This is a genomic window from Amycolatopsis albispora (assembly GCF_003312875.1).
Classification (GTDB): Bacteria; Actinomycetota; Actinomycetes; order Mycobacteriales; family Pseudonocardiaceae; genus Amycolatopsis; species Amycolatopsis albispora.
Genome location: NZ_CP015163.1, coordinates 5456707 through 5470674 on the forward strand (window position 1 = coordinate 5456707; position 13968 = coordinate 5470674).

At 70.1% G+C, this 13968-nt stretch carries 15 protein-coding genes; 8 read left to right on the forward strand and 7 right to left on the reverse strand.

Going from position 1 to position 13968, the window contains the following annotated elements; translation table 11 throughout:
* Positions 1-19: 19 nt before the first annotated feature.
* Positions 20-1399, forward strand: a complete 1380-nt coding sequence (locus tag A4R43_RS25665; protein WP_113694644.1) for an amino acid permease — start codon at positions 20-22, stop codon at positions 1397-1399.
* Here the strand turns inward: A4R43_RS25665 and A4R43_RS25670 are convergent.
* The 4 genes from A4R43_RS25670 to A4R43_RS25685 all read right to left on the reverse strand — a co-directional run bounded on the left by A4R43_RS25670 (position 1317) and on the right by A4R43_RS25685 (position 4531).
* Positions 1317-1655, reverse strand: a complete 339-nt coding sequence (locus A4R43_RS25670) for a transcriptional regulator (RefSeq protein ID WP_113694645.1) — start codon at positions 1653-1655, stop codon at positions 1317-1319. The genes A4R43_RS25665 and A4R43_RS25670 overlap by 83 nt on opposite strands.
* A 140-nt stretch (positions 1656-1795) precedes the next feature.
* A complete protein-coding gene (locus A4R43_RS25675; RefSeq protein ID WP_113694646.1) occupies positions 1796-2485 on the reverse strand; it encodes a metal-dependent transcriptional regulator in 690 nt (229 codons plus the stop codon).
* Positions 2486-2495: 10 nt separating this feature from the next.
* Positions 2496-2945, reverse strand: a complete 450-nt coding sequence (locus tag A4R43_RS25680) for a GNAT family N-acetyltransferase (RefSeq protein ID WP_113694647.1) — start codon at positions 2943-2945, stop codon at positions 2496-2498.
* Complete coding sequence (locus A4R43_RS25685) at positions 2945-4531, reverse strand: amidohydrolase (protein WP_113694648.1); 1587 nt, start codon at positions 4529-4531, stop codon at positions 2945-2947. Before A4R43_RS25685 ends, A4R43_RS25680 begins: the two co-directional genes overlap by 1 nt.
* A gap of 45 nt (positions 4532-4576) precedes the next feature.
* On the opposite strand from A4R43_RS25685, the gene A4R43_RS25690 reads away from it, so the two are divergent.
* From A4R43_RS25690 to A4R43_RS25705, 4 genes are read left to right on the forward strand one after another with little or no spacing between them, the layout of a single operon-like run.
* Entirely contained in the window at positions 4577-5323 is a 747-nt protein-coding gene (locus A4R43_RS25690; protein WP_113694649.1) for an enoyl-CoA hydratase/isomerase family protein, read from the forward strand.
* The gene (locus tag A4R43_RS25695; RefSeq protein WP_113694650.1) at positions 5320-6858 is read left to right on the forward strand and encodes an ATP-dependent acyl-CoA ligase; all 1539 of its coding nucleotides are present in this window, start codon (positions 5320-5322) and stop codon (positions 6856-6858) included. Before A4R43_RS25690 ends, A4R43_RS25695 begins: the two co-directional genes overlap by 4 nt.
* Positions 6855-7544, forward strand: coding sequence for a TetR/AcrR family transcriptional regulator (locus tag A4R43_RS25700; RefSeq protein WP_113697874.1), 690 nt, complete (start codon positions 6855-6857; stop codon positions 7542-7544). Before A4R43_RS25695 ends, A4R43_RS25700 begins: the two co-directional genes overlap by 4 nt.
* Positions 7537-7860, forward strand: coding sequence for a hypothetical protein (locus A4R43_RS25705; RefSeq protein WP_113694651.1), 324 nt, complete (start codon positions 7537-7539; stop codon positions 7858-7860). Before A4R43_RS25700 ends, A4R43_RS25705 begins: the two co-directional genes overlap by 8 nt.
* Positions 7861-7883: 23 nt before the next feature.
* Here the strand turns inward: A4R43_RS25705 and A4R43_RS25710 are convergent, their stop codons facing one another.
* Positions 7884-8972, reverse strand: coding sequence for a zinc-binding dehydrogenase (locus tag A4R43_RS25710; RefSeq protein WP_113694652.1), 1089 nt, complete (start codon positions 8970-8972; stop codon positions 7884-7886).
* Positions 8969-10138, reverse strand: coding sequence for an acyl-CoA dehydrogenase family protein (locus tag A4R43_RS25715; RefSeq protein WP_113694653.1), 1170 nt, complete (start codon positions 10136-10138; stop codon positions 8969-8971). Before A4R43_RS25715 ends, A4R43_RS25710 begins: the two co-directional genes overlap by 4 nt.
* Before the next feature lie 128 nt (positions 10139-10266).
* Here A4R43_RS25715 and A4R43_RS25720 point away from each other — a divergent pair, with 128 nt between their 5' ends.
* The 3 genes from A4R43_RS25720 to A4R43_RS25730 all read left to right on the forward strand — a co-directional run bounded on the left by A4R43_RS25720 (position 10267) and on the right by A4R43_RS25730 (position 12801).
* A complete protein-coding gene (locus A4R43_RS25720) occupies positions 10267-11610 on the forward strand; it encodes a cation:dicarboxylate symporter family transporter (protein WP_113694654.1) in 1344 nt (447 codons plus the stop codon).
* Positions 11607-12293, forward strand: a complete 687-nt coding sequence (locus tag A4R43_RS25725) for a 4'-phosphopantetheinyl transferase family protein (protein WP_113694655.1) — start codon at positions 11607-11609, stop codon at positions 12291-12293. Before A4R43_RS25720 ends, A4R43_RS25725 begins: the two co-directional genes overlap by 4 nt.
* Positions 12294-12375: 82 nt before the next feature.
* Positions 12376-12801, forward strand: a complete 426-nt coding sequence (locus tag A4R43_RS25730) for a peptidoglycan-binding domain-containing protein (RefSeq protein ID WP_113694656.1) — start codon at positions 12376-12378, stop codon at positions 12799-12801.
* A gap of 3 nt (positions 12802-12804) precedes the next feature.
* Here A4R43_RS25730 and A4R43_RS25735 read toward each other — a convergent pair whose 3' ends face one another.
* Entirely contained in the window at positions 12805-13929 is a 1125-nt protein-coding gene (locus A4R43_RS25735; RefSeq protein ID WP_113694657.1) for a C45 family autoproteolytic acyltransferase/hydolase, read from the reverse strand.
* Positions 13930-13968: the final 39 nt, after the last annotated feature.

Below are 13968 nucleotides of genomic sequence, written 5' to 3' on the forward strand. Positions count from 1 at the left end.
CGACGGACCAGGGGGCAGCATGAGCGAGCTGAACCACGCGCTGAGCACCCGCCAGCTGTCGATGATCGCGATCGGCGGCGTGATCGGCGCCGGGTTGTTCGTCGGCAGCGGGAAGGCCATCAAAACCGCCGGTCCCGGCGTGCTCATCGCTTACGTGGTGGCCGGCGCGGTGGTGGTGCTGGTGATGCGCATGCTGGCCGAACTGGCCGTCGCCTCGCCGGACACCGGCTCGTTCGCCACCTATGCCACCCGTGAGCTGGGCTCGTGGGCGGGCGTCACGATCGGCTGGCTGTACGCCTACCAGTGGTGCGTGATCATCGGCTTCGAGGCGATCACCGGCGCCGCGATCACCGTCAAGCTGGTGCCCGCGCTGCCGTCCTGGCTGGCCGCGTTGCTCTTCACCTCGGTGCTGACCGCGGTGAACCTGGTCAGCGTGCGCTCGTTCGGCCGGTTCGAGTTCTGGTTCGCGATGATCAAGGTGTGCGCGATCGCCGCGTTCATCGCCATCGGCGCCACCGCGATCCTCGGCCTCTTCCCGGACCACCCGGCCCCCGGCCTGGACAACCTGACCGGGCAGGGCGGCTTCCTGCCCAACGGCTGGGGCGCGGTGCTGACCGCGATGACCGTGGTGTTCCTGTCCTTCTTCGGCACCGAGATGGTCACCGTCGCCGCGGGTGAGGCACAGCACCCGGAGGACGCCGTGCGCCGGAGCATGCGCAGCGTGGTGTGGCGGATCCTGGTGTTCTACCTCGGCTCGATCCTGGTGGTGGTCACGCTGCTGCCGTGGAACTCCGCCGAGGTCACCGCGAGCCCGTACGCCGCCGTGCTCAGCGGGCTCGGCTTCCCGGCGGTGGGCGTGGTGATGGACCTGATCGTGCTGACCGCGGTGCTGTCCTGCCTGAACTCCGGGGTCTACGCCTCCTCGCGCATGCTCTACTCGATGGCGGGCCGCCGCGAGGCGCCGCCGGTGTTCGGCCGGACGAACCGGCGCGGGGTGCCGGTCGGCGCGGTGCTCGCTTCGTCGTCGATGGGCTTCGCCACCGTGGTGGCCAACTACTTCCTGCCCACCGAAACGGTGTTCAACTTCCTCATCGACTCCTCCGGCGCGGTGGCGTTGATCGTCTACCTGTGGATCACCGCCACCCAGATCCGCGGCAGGCTGCGGGTGCGGCGCGAAGGCGGCGAGGCCGCGCTGTCGCTGCGGATGTGGGCCTTCCCGGCACTGTCGCTGCTGGTCGTGGTGGTGCTCGCGGCCGTGGTGGTGGCGATGCTGGTCAACTCGTCGAGCCGCACCTCGATGCTGCTGACCCTGCTGGTCACCGCGTTCGCTGTCGTGGCGGGCGTGGTGCAGCAAGCGAGGCTGAAGGCCGCCGCCGCGGCGGCGGCAGCAGGCGGGTGAGCGAGCCGGGCGGCACGTCGAGCACGTCCTCCAGCTCGGTCAGCGCGGCCAGCGACTCCGGCCGTTCCGGGCGGCAGCGGCCCGACTGCCAGTAGCTCAGCGTGGCGAGGCTGACCGGCACACCGCGGTCGCGCAGCCGGTAGCGGATGCGTTCCAGCCCGAGCCCGCGCGCCCGGATCGCGGCGCGCAGCGCGGCCGCGAACGGCCCGGTCTCCAGCAACGACCGGACCTCACGGCTTTCGGTTCGCGCGCTCATCGCGGCTCCACTCCTGGCCACCCCGGGCAAAGCAGGGTAAGCCGGGCAGCGGCTTGATCGGTAGGCCCGCCACCGAAGCGCAACAATTCCCGGCGCGGGCAGCGAATCTCCAACCCCGCCGTGTGTCTACTGTGGACTGATCAGCGGGCGCGCACGGCCACGCTGAGCGCCTGCGCGATCTCCTTGCCGAGCGCGTGCGTGGCGGCGTCCGGCGGGGAACCCACCTTCACCACGATCGGCCCGCCGAACGGCTGCCGCTCGACGACTTCGATGCGCTGACCGAGGTTGATCGCGTGCTCGGTGAGGTAACGCAGCAGGTCGGGGTCGGTGTCCCAGACGCGCACGATCTCGCCGACCACGCCCGGCTGCAGTTCGTCCAGGATGGCCGTCTGCAGTTCCTCGATGCTGCCGTCGGCGGCCGGGATCGGGTCGCCGTGCGGGTCGCGGACCGGGTTGCCGAGCTTCACCGCGATGCGCTCGACCAGGCGGTCCGACACGGCGTGCTCGAGCGCGTCCGCCTCGGCGTGCACCTCGTCCCAGGTGAAGCCCAGCTCGGAGACCAGGTAGGTCTCGATCAGCCGGTGCCGCCGCAGCACCGCGCGGGCGAGCAGCCTGCCTTCGGCGGTCAGCTCGATGCCGCGGTAGGGCACGTGCGCGACCAGGCCCTGCTGCGACAGCTTGGTGACCATGCCCGACACCGAGGACGGGCTCACCTCCAGCCGGCCGGCCAGTGAGGTGTTCGACACCGCCTCGCCGCGCTCCACCAGCCCGTAGATCGCCCGGACGTAGTCCTCGATGGACGACGATCGGCGAGTGGTGTGGTCAGACATGCCCAACAGCCTACGTGTTCGGGGCAGGCCGCCAGCGGTAGCGGATCCACCCGGGGACCGGCTCGGCGCCGAGCTGGGCGTAGAAGGCTTCGGCCCTGGTGTTCCCGGCCTGCATGTCCCATTCGACCCGGCCGGGGGTGCGCCGGGCCAGCTCGTCGAGCAGCTCACGGCCGAGGCCGTGCCGCCGGTGCTCCGGCCGGATGAACAGGTCGTCCAGCCAGATCCCCGGCCGCGCCTCCCAGGTGGAGAAGTTCCACGAGCAGAAGGCGAACCCGGCCACGGCGGCCGAGTCCGGCGGCGTCGCGATCAGCACCCAGGCCTTCGGCGACGGGCCGAAGAGAAAGCCGCCCATCTCGGCCCGGTCCAGCTTCAGGTCGTCCTTGCCTTCGTAGACCGCGTGCTCCTCGATCAGCGCGCAGATCTCCTCGATGTCACCGGCGACCGCGTCGCGTACGGGCATCAGTCCTCCTCGTAGACGATCTCGCCCGCGACGGCGGTCGCGAGCACCCTGGCCTCCGGCAGGCTTTCGGCCACCGTCGGATCCGCCGACAACACCACGAAGTCGGCGAGCTTGCCCGGCGACAGCGTGCCGAGTTCGTGTTCCCGGAAGGCCGCGTAGGCCGAGCCGTAGGTGTACGCGCGCAGGGCCTGTTCCGGGGTCAGCCGCTCCTCCGGCCCGAACAGGTGACCACCCGCCGTCCGCCGTTGCACCATGTCGTTGAGGCTGAGCAGCGGCGCGCCGTTCACCACCGGCCGGTCCGAGCTGGCGGGCAGCACGCAGCCCGCGTCGAGCACGCTGCGTAGGCGGTAGCACCAGCCTTCACGCTCAGGACCGAGCGCCGCGCGCATGCCGTCACCGATCTCGTTGACGAACCGCCCCTGCGGGGACGGGATCAGCCCCAGCCCGGCGAGCTTCGACACCTCCTGCGGCCGCAGCACCCCGCAGTGCTCAATGCGGTGCCGGTGGTCGGCACGCGGGTGGGCGGCGAGCGCGGCTTCGTAGGCGTCGAGCACGGCCGTCACCGCACGATCGCCGATCGCGTGCGTGGCGATCTGCCAGCCCGCGCGGTGCGCACGCAGGATCGTCTCGGCCAGCTCGTCCTCGGGCACCTGGAAGTAGCCGCGGTTGCCGGGGTCGTTGGCGAAGTCGTCGTGCATCGCGGCGGTCCGGCCGATCAGCGAGCCGTCGGCGAACAGCTTCATCGGCCCGATCCGCAGCCACTCGTCACCGAGACCGCTCCGAATGCCCAGGTCGATGCCAAAACCGACGTCTTCCAGGTCGTGCAGCACGCTGGAGGCGACCATCACCGTGGCCCGGACGCCGAGCAGGCCGCGGTCGCGGGCCAGCTGGTAGGCGGCGACCTCGGCGGGTGTCTCGCCGACCAGCCCGCCGCCGACGCCCGCCTCCTGCACGCTGGTGATGCCCTCCGCCAGGAACCGCTCCGACGCCCGGCCAAGCCCGCGGACCACGGTCTCCAGCGGAGTCGGATAGGTCAGCGGGCGCAGCAGCAGCTGGGCCTGTTCACGCAGCAGGCCGGTCGGTGAGCCGTGCTCGTCGGTCACCACGTCCCCGCCGACCGGCACGTTCGCCAGGTCCAGCTGGTCCAGCACGCGCGAGTTGACCACGGTCATGTGCCCGGAGGTGTGCTTCAACCGGACCAGGTGCTCCGGCGCCGCGCGGTCCAGGCCGTGCCGGGTCGGGTGGCCGCCGTCGAGCTTGTTCTGGTCGTACCCGCTGCCGATGATCCAGGCACCCGGCGGCAGCTCACGCGCACGTGCGGCGATGGCGTCGTAGACCTCCGCCACGCTGCGGCACGCGCCGAGCGGCACGTCGTCGAGCCCCATGCCGAACCACGCCATGTGGTTGTGGGCGTCGTGGAAGCCGGGCACCACGAAGGCGCCCCCGAGGTCGACGCGACGGCGTGCGGACAGCTCGCTCGCGTCCTCCCCGAGCGCCACCACCCGGCCGTGCAGCACCGCGACGGCCTCGGTGCGGATTTCGCCCGTCCACACCCTCGCGTTCTCGTACACCGCGTCCACCTGCATGAATTCACCCTATCGATCGATCGATCGGGCGTCTAGGCTGGCGGCATGACCGGCACCGTGGAACTCACCGTCGAAAAGGGCGTCGCCGAAATCCGGCTGAACCGGCCGGACCGGCTCAACGCTGTCTCCGCCGAACTCGTCGACGACCTGCTGGCCGCGCTCGACGCGGTGGCGGGCTCCGGCGCGCGGGCCGTGGTGCTCGCCGGGCGCGGCCGCGCGTTCTGCGCGGGCCACGACCTCAAGGAAGCCCCCCAGCCGGGTGACTCGCGTCCCCGGATCGAGCGACTCCAGGAGGTCACCCGGCGGCTGCGTGGCCTGCCGCAGCCGGTGATCGCCGCGGTGCACGGGTACGCGGTCGGGGCCGGGGCTGAATTCGCGCTCGGCTGCGACCTGATCCTGGCCTCCCAGGACGCGGTGTTCGCCTTTCCCGAGGTCGGGCTGGGCCTGAGCGTGACCGGCGCGGCCTCGCGGCTGCTGCCGCTGCTCGTCGGCCCGCTCAAGGCCAGGGAGCTGCTGCTGTTCGGCGAGAAGATCGAGGCGACGGCGGCCAAGGACATGGGCCTGGTGAACCAGGTCACCGGCAGCGACGACCTGCACGAAACCGCCCGGACCTGGGCGGAGAAGCTGGCCGAGCGCCCGGCGGCCGCGGCAACGCTGGCCAAGCGCGCCATCGACCACGGCATCGACTCGGCGCTCGAAGCCACGCTGGAACTGGAAGTGGCGCACGCGCTGATCACCGAGACCTCACCCGACTTCGCCAAGTCGGCCGACGACTTCCGGAACCGCACATGACCGCGCTCACCGAAGTAGACGACCTGGTCACGCTGGTCACCCGGGCCGCCACGCAGTGGCCGGACAAGGAAGCCTGGCACTTCGACGCCACCGGCGAACGCCTCACCTTCGCCGACATCGACGCCCGCAGCACGGAATTCGCCGTCGCGCTGGCCGAACTCGGTGTCGGAGAAGGTGATCGCGTCGCGGTGATGTTGCGCAACCAGCCGGAGTTCCCGCTGCTGTGGCTCGCGCTGGCCAAGCTCGGCGCGAGCCTGGTGCCGGTCAACACGAACTACCGCGAGCTCGACGGCAAGCACGTGCTCGCGCATTCCGGTGCCAAGCTCGCGGTGGCCGCCGAGGAGTTCGTGGAACTGCTGACCACCATCGCGCCGGAAACCTCGGTGCGCCAGGTGCTCACGCCCGCCGAGCTGAGCAAAACGGGACCCGCGCGCGAATTCACCGGTGCGGGTGAGCGCGCGGCCAACGTGCAGTACACCTCCGGCACCACCGGCGCGCCGAAGGGCTGCGTGCTGCCGCACCGCTACTGGACCACACTGGCGAAGTCGCTGGTGCTGCACGATCCGGAGGTCTACTCCGGTGACGTGCTGCTCACCGCGCAGCCGTTCCACTACATCGATCCACAGTGGAACGTGGCGCTGGGCCTGGCCGCCGGCGCGAAGCTGGTGGTGCTCGACCGGTTCCACCCGTCCACGTTCTGGGCGAAGGTGCGTGAGCACCGCGTCACCTGGTTCTACTGCCTCGGCCTGATGCCCACCCTGCTGCTGCGTCAGCCGGAATCGCCGGAGGACCGCGAACACCACGTGCGTGCCATCTTCGCCTCCGCCATCCCGCGCGAGCTGCACGCCGAGCTGGAAGCACGCTGGGGTGTGCCGTGGTTCGAGGCCTTCGGCATGACCGAGACCGGCAGCGACATCCGGGTTTCCGCGCACGACCACGACGAGCTGGTCGGCACCGGCTGCATCGGCCGCCCGAACCCCGCCCGCGAGGTGATGATCGCCGACGAGCACGGCAAGCCGTTGCCGCGCGGGGAAACCGGGGAGCTGCTGATCCGCGGGATCGGCCTTATGCAGGGCTACCACGATGATCCCGAGGCCACCGCGCACGCGTTCCGCGGTGGCTGGTTCCACACCGGCGACCTGGCCAGCATGGACACCGAAGGCCGCGTGTTCTACGTCGGCCGGACCAAGGACATGATCCGGCGCAGCGGCGAGAACGTCTCCGCCGACGAGGTGGAGCGCGCGCTGCTGCTGCATCCGGAGGTCCGGCTCGCCGCGGTCATCGCGGTGCCGGACGAGCTGCGTGGTGAGGAGATCAAGGCCTACGTGGTGCTCAGCGGCGAGCGCGCGGTCGACCCGGAGGAGCTGGCGAGCTTCTGCGGGGAAAAGCTGGCGTACTTCAAGGTGCCGCGGTTCTGGGTGTACGCCGACGCGCTGCCGCTCACCCCCTCCGAGCGGGTGGCCAAGGGCGAACTGCGCAAGGAGGACCCGCTGGCCGGCGTGTACGACAGAACGGAGTCGCGGTGGCTGCCGTGACCTCCGCCGACCGGGTCCGCCGAGCCGCCATCCGGTTGTTCGCCGAGAAGGGCTTCCACGGCACCGGCATCCGCGATCTGGCGCAGGCGGCGAACCTGTCCTCGGCGAGCCTCTACCACTACATGGGGACCAAGGAGGAACTGCTCGCGGGCATCATGCGCGAATGCCTGGAAAGGCTGCTCGAAGGGGCCGGAAAAGCGACCGAAGGGGTCACCGATCCGCGGGAACGGCTGGGCAGGCTCGTCGCGCTGCATGTGATGAGTCACGCACTCCGCCCGGACGAGACGCGCGTGGTGGACAACGAACTGCGCGCGCTCTCCCCCGCCGCGCAGGAACCGGTGGTGCGCCTGCGTGACGCCTACGAGCAGCTGTGGGCCACCGCGATCGCCGACGGCATCGCCTCCGGGGTGTTCTCCGCCGGTGAGCCGTCCATCACCCGGCTGGCGCTGCTGGAGATGTGCAACGGCGTTTCGCGGTGGTACTCACCCCGTGGCCCGCTCACCCTGGAGTCGCTCGCCGCCGAATATGCCGGCCTGGCGATGCGGGCGCTGATGAGCGCCGGAAAAGGGCCCGATCCGGATCTCCGATATTGCCGTGCGGTGGTCGCGGACGTGTGGAACACGCCAAATCCGCACGCGGCGCCTTGCTCAGACGGCATTACTGGGGGACGCTCGAAGGGTGACTGAGCACACGATCCAACTCGAACTGGACGAATCCGGTCTCGCTCCCGGTCTGCCGACCCCGGAGAACCCCCGCGATCAGGTACAGGATGTGCCGTATCGTCCGGTCGAATTCCGCGATGACGAGCTGCCCGCGGCGCTGGAGCGCTGCGCAGCCTGGCTCCGCCAGGCACAGGAATGGCTCGGTGAGCCGATCGACGTACTGGCCCTGCACCTGGACTACGACGAGCGGGAAGGCCGGCCGTACTACGACCTCAAGCTCCTCTGCAACGAGGAAGATCTGGCCGGCGTTCCGCTCGCCGTCCGCGCCCAGTCGAAATAGCCCTGTGCGGTTCCCGTAGTACGTCAGATTCCCGGCTTCACCAGGACGCGTGCCAGCCGCCCCTCGGCCAGTTCGCCGAGGGCGGCCGGCACGCCGTCCAGGCCGATCTCCTTGCTGACCAGCGCCGGCAGGTCCAGCCGCCCGGCACGCACGTGCTCGATGTAGGCCGGCAGCTCCCGATCCGGGTCGAGCGAGCCGTTCACGCAGGTCAGGATGCTGCGGGCGAAGTGGTAGAGCTCCAGTGAGCTGAACTCGACCACCTCGGTCCGGCCGCCGATGCCGACCACGGTGAGCGTGCCGCCCCGCCGGGCGGTCTTCCAGCCCTCCTTGATGGTCGCGGCGAGCCCCACGCAGTCGAACACGTGGTCCGCGCCACGTCCGCCGGTCAGCGCCTTGACCCGCTTGCGCACCTCCGGCCCGGCGAGCAGCGTTTCGGTGGCGCCCATCGACGCGGCCAGCGCCAGCTTCTCCTCGACCCGGTCCACCGCGATGATCGGGTCCGCCCCGGCGATCCGCGCGCCTTGTACGGCGGCCAAGCCGACCCCACCGAGGCCGACCACCACCACCGACTGACCACTGTGGACGTTCGCGGTGGACAGCACCGCGCCCACCCCGGTGGTCACCGCGCAGCCCAGCAACGCGGCCAGGTCGAGCGGGATGTCCGCGGGCAGGCGGCGGCAGGCGGCCACCGGAACCACGGTGTACTCGGCGAACCCGCCCACGCCGAGGCACGGGTGGGTCGGGTTGCCGTCGTCGTCCACGCCATGCGAACCGGCCCAGTGCCGCTCGATGTTCTCGCACAGGTACGGCTCGCCCTGCGTGCAGTACCAGCACTCGCGGCACGGCGGATTCCACAGCAGCAGCACCGGGTCGCCCTCGGCGAAGCCGTCCACCCCCGGCCCGGTTTTCGCCACCAGCCCCGAGGTCTCGTGCCCGAGCACCACGGGCTTGTTGTGCACCAGCGTTTCGTTGGCCACCGACAGGTCCGAATGGCACACGCTGGCCGCCGCCACCCGCACCAGCACCTCACCCGGGCCGGGCTCGCGGAGGGTGATCTGCTCCACGCGCGCCGGTTCCCCCGCCGCGCGCACCACCACCGCTCTGGTTCTCACCCGAGCACCCCGCCCACCTTGACGTGCCCCTTGAGCAGGTTGCGGGCGATGGTCCGCCGCTGGATCTCGTCGGTGCCCTCGTAGATGCGCAGCAGCCGCAGTTCGCGGTACCAGCGCTCGATCGGCAGCTCACGGGTGTAGCCCATGCCGCCGTGGATCTGCAGCACGCGGTCGACGATCTCGTTGGCCTTCACCCCGCCGTAGAGCTTCGCGATGGACTGCGCGTGCCGCGAGTCCAGGCCCTGGTCCACCTGCCACGCCGCGTGCAGCACCAGCCAGCGCAGGGCTTCCAGCTCCACCCCGGAGTCGGCGATCATCCACTGGATCGCCTGGCGCTCGGCGATCGGCGCGCCGAAGGTCTCGCGGGTGTTCGCGTGGTCGATGGCCATGGTGAGCAGCCGCTCGCACGAGCCGATCGCGCGGGCGGGCAGCAGGTAGCGGCCGCGGCCGATCCACTGCATGGCGAGCTTGAACCCGCCGCCCAGCTCACCGAGGATCTGGCTTTCCGGCACCCGGACGTCCTCGAAGACCAGCGCCGCCGGACCCCACTCGCCCATCGTGTCGATGTACTCCGAGCGCCAGCCCATGTCGCGGTCGACCAGGAAGCAGGTGACCCCGCCGTCGGCGCCCTTCTCCGGGTCGGTGATCGCGAAGACCATGGTGAAGTCGGCTTCGTTGCCGCCGGTGATGAAGGTCTTCTCGCCGTTGATCACCCAGTCAGAGCCGACCTTGCGCGCGGTGGTGCGAATGGCCTTGGCGTCCGAGCCGGCCCCCGGCTCGGTGATCGCGAAGCAGGACTTCCGCTCACCGGAGATGGTCGGGAGCAGGTAGCGCTCCTTCTGCTCCTCGTTGGCGTGGAACAGGATGTTGTCCGCCGCACCGCCGAAGCGGAACTGCACGAAGGTGCGCCCCAGTTCGGCCTCCAGCAGCGCGGTCATCACCGCGGACAGCCCCATGCCGCCGTAGTCCTCCGGCGTCTGCACGCCCCAGAACCCGGACTCCTTGGCCTTGAGCTGCAGTTCGGTGAGCTCGTCCTCGGTCAGGCCGGGCTGCCCGGCACGCTCGCGGCGCAGCACCTCCTGCTCGCGCGGAACCAGCTCACGCTGGACGAAGGTGCGCACCCAGTCACGCACTTCGCGTTCTTCGGTACTGAGGGTGAAGTCCATCGGCGGGCCTCCCAGCAGATAACTAAGCGCTTGCTTAGTCGACGGTAGCACTCGGCTGTACGAGAACTGGGTGTTGCCGTAGGTTTCCGCCCGGAAAACTGATCACGGGGTCCGCGCAAGGAGAGCCAATGGCGACCGAACCGCCGCAGACACGACGTCGCGACCGGACGCACTACCTGTACATCGCGGTGATCGTCGCGGTGCTGCTCGGCATCGTGCTCGGCTTCGCCGCACCGGAGCTGGCGAAGGAGTTCAAGCCGCTCGGCACCGCGTTCGTCAACCTGATCAAGATGATGATCTCGCCGATCATCTTCTGCACGATCGTGCTCGGCGTCGGCTCGGTGACCAGGGCCGCCAGCGTGGGCAAGGTCGGCGGGCTGGCCATCGGCTACTTCCTGGTGATGTCCACCGTCGCGCTGGTGATCGGCCTGGTGGTCGGCAACATCCTGCACCCCGGCGACGGGCTGAACCTGACCGAGTCGATCGCCAAGTCCGGGCAGAGCCAGGTCAAGGAGAGCGAGTCGACCACGGAGTTCCTGGTCGGCATCATCCCGACCACGCTGGTGTCGGCGTTCACCGAGGGCGAGGTGCTGCAGACCCTGCTGGTCGCGCTGCTCGCCGGGTTCGCGCTGCAGAAGCTCGGGCCGAAGGGCGAGCCGATCCGGCGCGGCATCGAGCACATCCAGCGGCTGGTCTTCCGCATCCTGGCGATGATCATGTGGGCGGCGCCGATCGGCGCGTTCGGCGCGATCGCCGCGGTGGTCGGGGAAACCGGCTGGTCGGCGCTGCGCAGCCTGGCCATCATCATGATCGGCTTCTACCTGACCTGCGCGGTCTTCGTTTTTGTCGTGCTGGCGCTGATGACCTGGTTCATCGCGAAGGTCAACCTCTTCTCGCTGCTGCGCTACCTCGGCCGCGAGTTCCTGCTGATCCTGTCCACCTCGTCGTCGGAATCGGCGCTGCCGCGGCTGATCGCGAAGATGGAGCACCTCGGGGTGAGCAAGCCGGTCGTCGGCATCACCGTGCCCACCGGCTACTCGTTCAACCTCGACGGCACCGCGATCTACCTGACCATGGCGTCGCTGTTCATCGCCGAGGCGCTCAACGCCCCGCTGTCCATCGGCGAGCAGATCTCGCTGCTGGTGTTCATGATCATCGCCTCGAAGGGTGCCGCCGGGGTGACCGGCGCCGGGCTGGCCACGCTGGCCGGCGGGCTGTCCTCCCATCGGCCGGAACTGGTCGACGGGGTCGGTTTCATCGTCGGCATCGACCGGTTCATGTCCGAGGCCCGCGCGCTGACCAACTTCGCGGGCAACGCGGTGGCCACCGTGCTGATCGGCACCTGGACCAACCAGATCGACCGGGAGCAGGTGCACGAGGTGCTCGCCGGACGGCAACCGTTCGACGAAGCGACGCTGCTCGACGAACATGGTGAGGACAGCAAACCCGTCGCATCCAAGGAGAGTTCGTGATCGACTGCACGGTCTGGTGGGCGGCGCCGCTGCCCGCCACCGCGGACCGGCTGGCGCTGCTGGCCCCCGAAGAGGTCGACCGGTACCGGGCGTACCGCAAGGACGAGGACAAGCTGCGCTTCCTGACCGGGCGCGTGCTGGCGAAAACGGTCTCCGGTGAACGGCTGGGCCGCGCGCCCGGCTCGATCGAGCTGGACGCCACCTGCGAGGACTGCGGCAAGCCGCACGGCCCGCCCCGGGTGCCGGGTGCCGATTTCCGGTTCTCCATCTCGCATTCGGGCGACTGGATCGGGCTGGCGATCGCGGACGCGCCACTGGGCCTCGACGTGGAGACGGCCACCCGGCGCGCCGACGACTCGCTCATCGAATACGCGCTGAACGACGCGGAACGCGCGGCGCTGGAAGGACTTTCGGCGGCCGAGCGGACCGAGGCGTTCTTCACCTACTGGACCCGCAAGGAAGCGCTGATGAAGGCGACCGGGCGGGGGCTGAAGATCCCGCTGCAGGCGCTGACCCTGTCGCCGTTCGGCGAACCGGCGCGGCTGGTCCACTCCGGCGACGCCGCGCTGACGCCCGAAGGCACGCGGATGGCGGACCTGAACCCGGGTGAGGGCTACCGGGCCGCCGTCGCCGTTCTCACCACCGACGAGATCAAGGTGACCGAATCGGTCTGGCCTGCCTGAACCGCGTCCCGGCGCTTTCCGGTTCAGGAAAGCGCCGGGAAAGCGGCGTGGTGAGGATGACTCCCGAAGGAAGGGAGCACCCATGCGACGGATTCTGGTCACGGCCGCGGTACTGACCGCCGGTTTCGGCCTCGCCCCGGCCACGGCGTCGGCCGACGTCTCCGCGGCGGCGGCCACGTGCAACAGCGTCAAGAAGATCTCGCTCGGCAACAACTACATCCGCCAGCCGGTGAACACCAACGGCGCGGGCCGGAACTGCCAGCTCTCCTACGGCGACTCGGGTTCCGCCGTGACCGCGCTGCAGCAGGCGCTGAAGCTCTGCAACTACAAGGCGAACATCGCCGCCGACGGCGATTTCGGTGAGCAGACCCTGAAAGCGCTGATCTACGCACAGGAAAAGCGCGGTGTCGACAACGACGGCATCTACGGCCCGATCACCCGCGGCGTGCTCGGCTGGCCCGCGTACAACGGGAACGGCTTCACCGGCTCCTGCGCCAAGGACGTCTGACGCTCAGCCCGCCGGCCGGAAGGTGAGCTCCGGGCTGTACCGGGGTTCACCGTCCGCGGTGTCGCCGAGGTAGAAGTGCGCGGACATGGTCCGGGCGCCGAGGTCGAAAACCGTGCGCCACAACGTGCGCAGCGGGTAGTCCCCCGCCTTGCCCGCGGTGAACCGCACCTCGTCGAGCGCCTCGCGCAGCAGCGTCGGTGACATCGGGCCCGACGCCGTGCGCTTGCTCAGCCGGTCGAGTCGTTCGTGGCTGAACATCGTTTCCTCGCCGTCGTTCGACGCATCCGCGGGGCGGTGGAGGAAGTGGTTCGTCACGCACAACGCGTCACCGTCCGGCTCGACGATGTGCTCGACGCCGCCATGAGCGTGCTCCCAGACGAACGACCGCCCGGACGCGTCGGCGATCAGGTAGTGCAGGGGCACACCGAGGTCGTACTGCTTGGCGTCCAGCAGTGCCGACTTGGCCTGCTCGACGTTCTCGCAGGTGTCCAGCAGGAACCTGGGCAGCTGGGACGGGCTGAGCCCGACCTGCGGTCCGGCGGGCACCGGCGCGCCCGCGTTCTCGGCGTCGGCGATCAGGAGCACCACGGACAGCCCGTGCTCGTTGATGCCGTCCATGGCGGAGTCCAGCTCGTTCATCGTCACGAAGGTCACCGCGGGCCCGTCGTCGGGCACGGTGGTCACGACGTACGGCCGCGCGGCCACGGGCGGCTCGTGCTCGGGGGCTTCGGTGCCCGACATCAGCGCGAACATCTGCGCCCAGCCGACGGTGAAGAAGTCGTAGTTGCGGCCGAGCAGGCCACCGTCCGGCGTCGCACACCAGGTGGCCGAGCAGCCCGAGCCCGTCGGGACCCCGGCGAGGGCGTCCAGGTGGACACTGGTTTCGTCCAGTGGCACGCCAGCCACCTCGGCGGCACCGACCAGGCGCGCGTGGTGCTGCGGCCAGTTGCGCTCGAACCAGGCCCGCCGCGCCCGCTCGATGGTCGGGTCGGCGGGCGTCGGCTGCCAGCCGTGGACGTCCCTCGCCTGTTCGGCGAGCGCCCGCCCGATTTCCGCCTGCGTTCCGGACAGCTTCAGGTGCCGCACGGTCATGAATTCGCCGGTTCCCCCGGCTACGATCTCGCTCATGAATACACCGTATCTATTCGGGGTTTCCGTCGGCCGTTT

Bases quoted from the DNA above. Each gene is read 5' to 3' on its own strand.
- A4R43_RS25665 (WP_113694644.1), top strand. From the start codon at position 20: ATGAGCGAGCTGAACCACGCGCTGAGCACCCGCCAGCTGTCGATGATC.
- A4R43_RS25670 (WP_113694645.1), bottom strand. From the start codon at position 1,655: ATGAGCGCGCGAACCGAAAGCCGTGAGGTCCGGTCGTTGCTGGAGACC.
- A4R43_RS25675 (WP_113694646.1), bottom strand. From the start codon at position 2,485: ATGTCTGACCACACCACTCGCCGATCGTCGTCCATCGAGGACTACGTC.
- A4R43_RS25680 (WP_113694647.1), bottom strand. From the start codon at position 2,945: ATGCCCGTACGCGACGCGGTCGCCGGTGACATCGAGGAGATCTGCGCG.
- A4R43_RS25685 (WP_113694648.1), bottom strand. From the start codon at position 4,531: ATGCAGGTGGACGCGGTGTACGAGAACGCGAGGGTGTGGACGGGCGAA.
- A4R43_RS25690 (WP_113694649.1), top strand. From the start codon at position 4,577: ATGACCGGCACCGTGGAACTCACCGTCGAAAAGGGCGTCGCCGAAATC.
- A4R43_RS25695 (WP_113694650.1), top strand. From the start codon at position 5,320: ATGACCGCGCTCACCGAAGTAGACGACCTGGTCACGCTGGTCACCCGG.
- A4R43_RS25715 (WP_113694653.1), bottom strand. From the start codon at position 10,138: ATGGACTTCACCCTCAGTACCGAAGAACGCGAAGTGCGTGACTGGGTG.
- A4R43_RS25720 (WP_113694654.1), top strand. From the start codon at position 10,267: ATGGCGACCGAACCGCCGCAGACACGACGTCGCGACCGGACGCACTAC.
- A4R43_RS25730 (WP_113694656.1), top strand. From the start codon at position 12,376: ATGCGACGGATTCTGGTCACGGCCGCGGTACTGACCGCCGGTTTCGGC.
- A4R43_RS25735 (WP_113694657.1), bottom strand. From the start codon at position 13,929: ATGAGCGAGATCGTAGCCGGGGGAACCGGCGAATTCATGACCGTGCGG.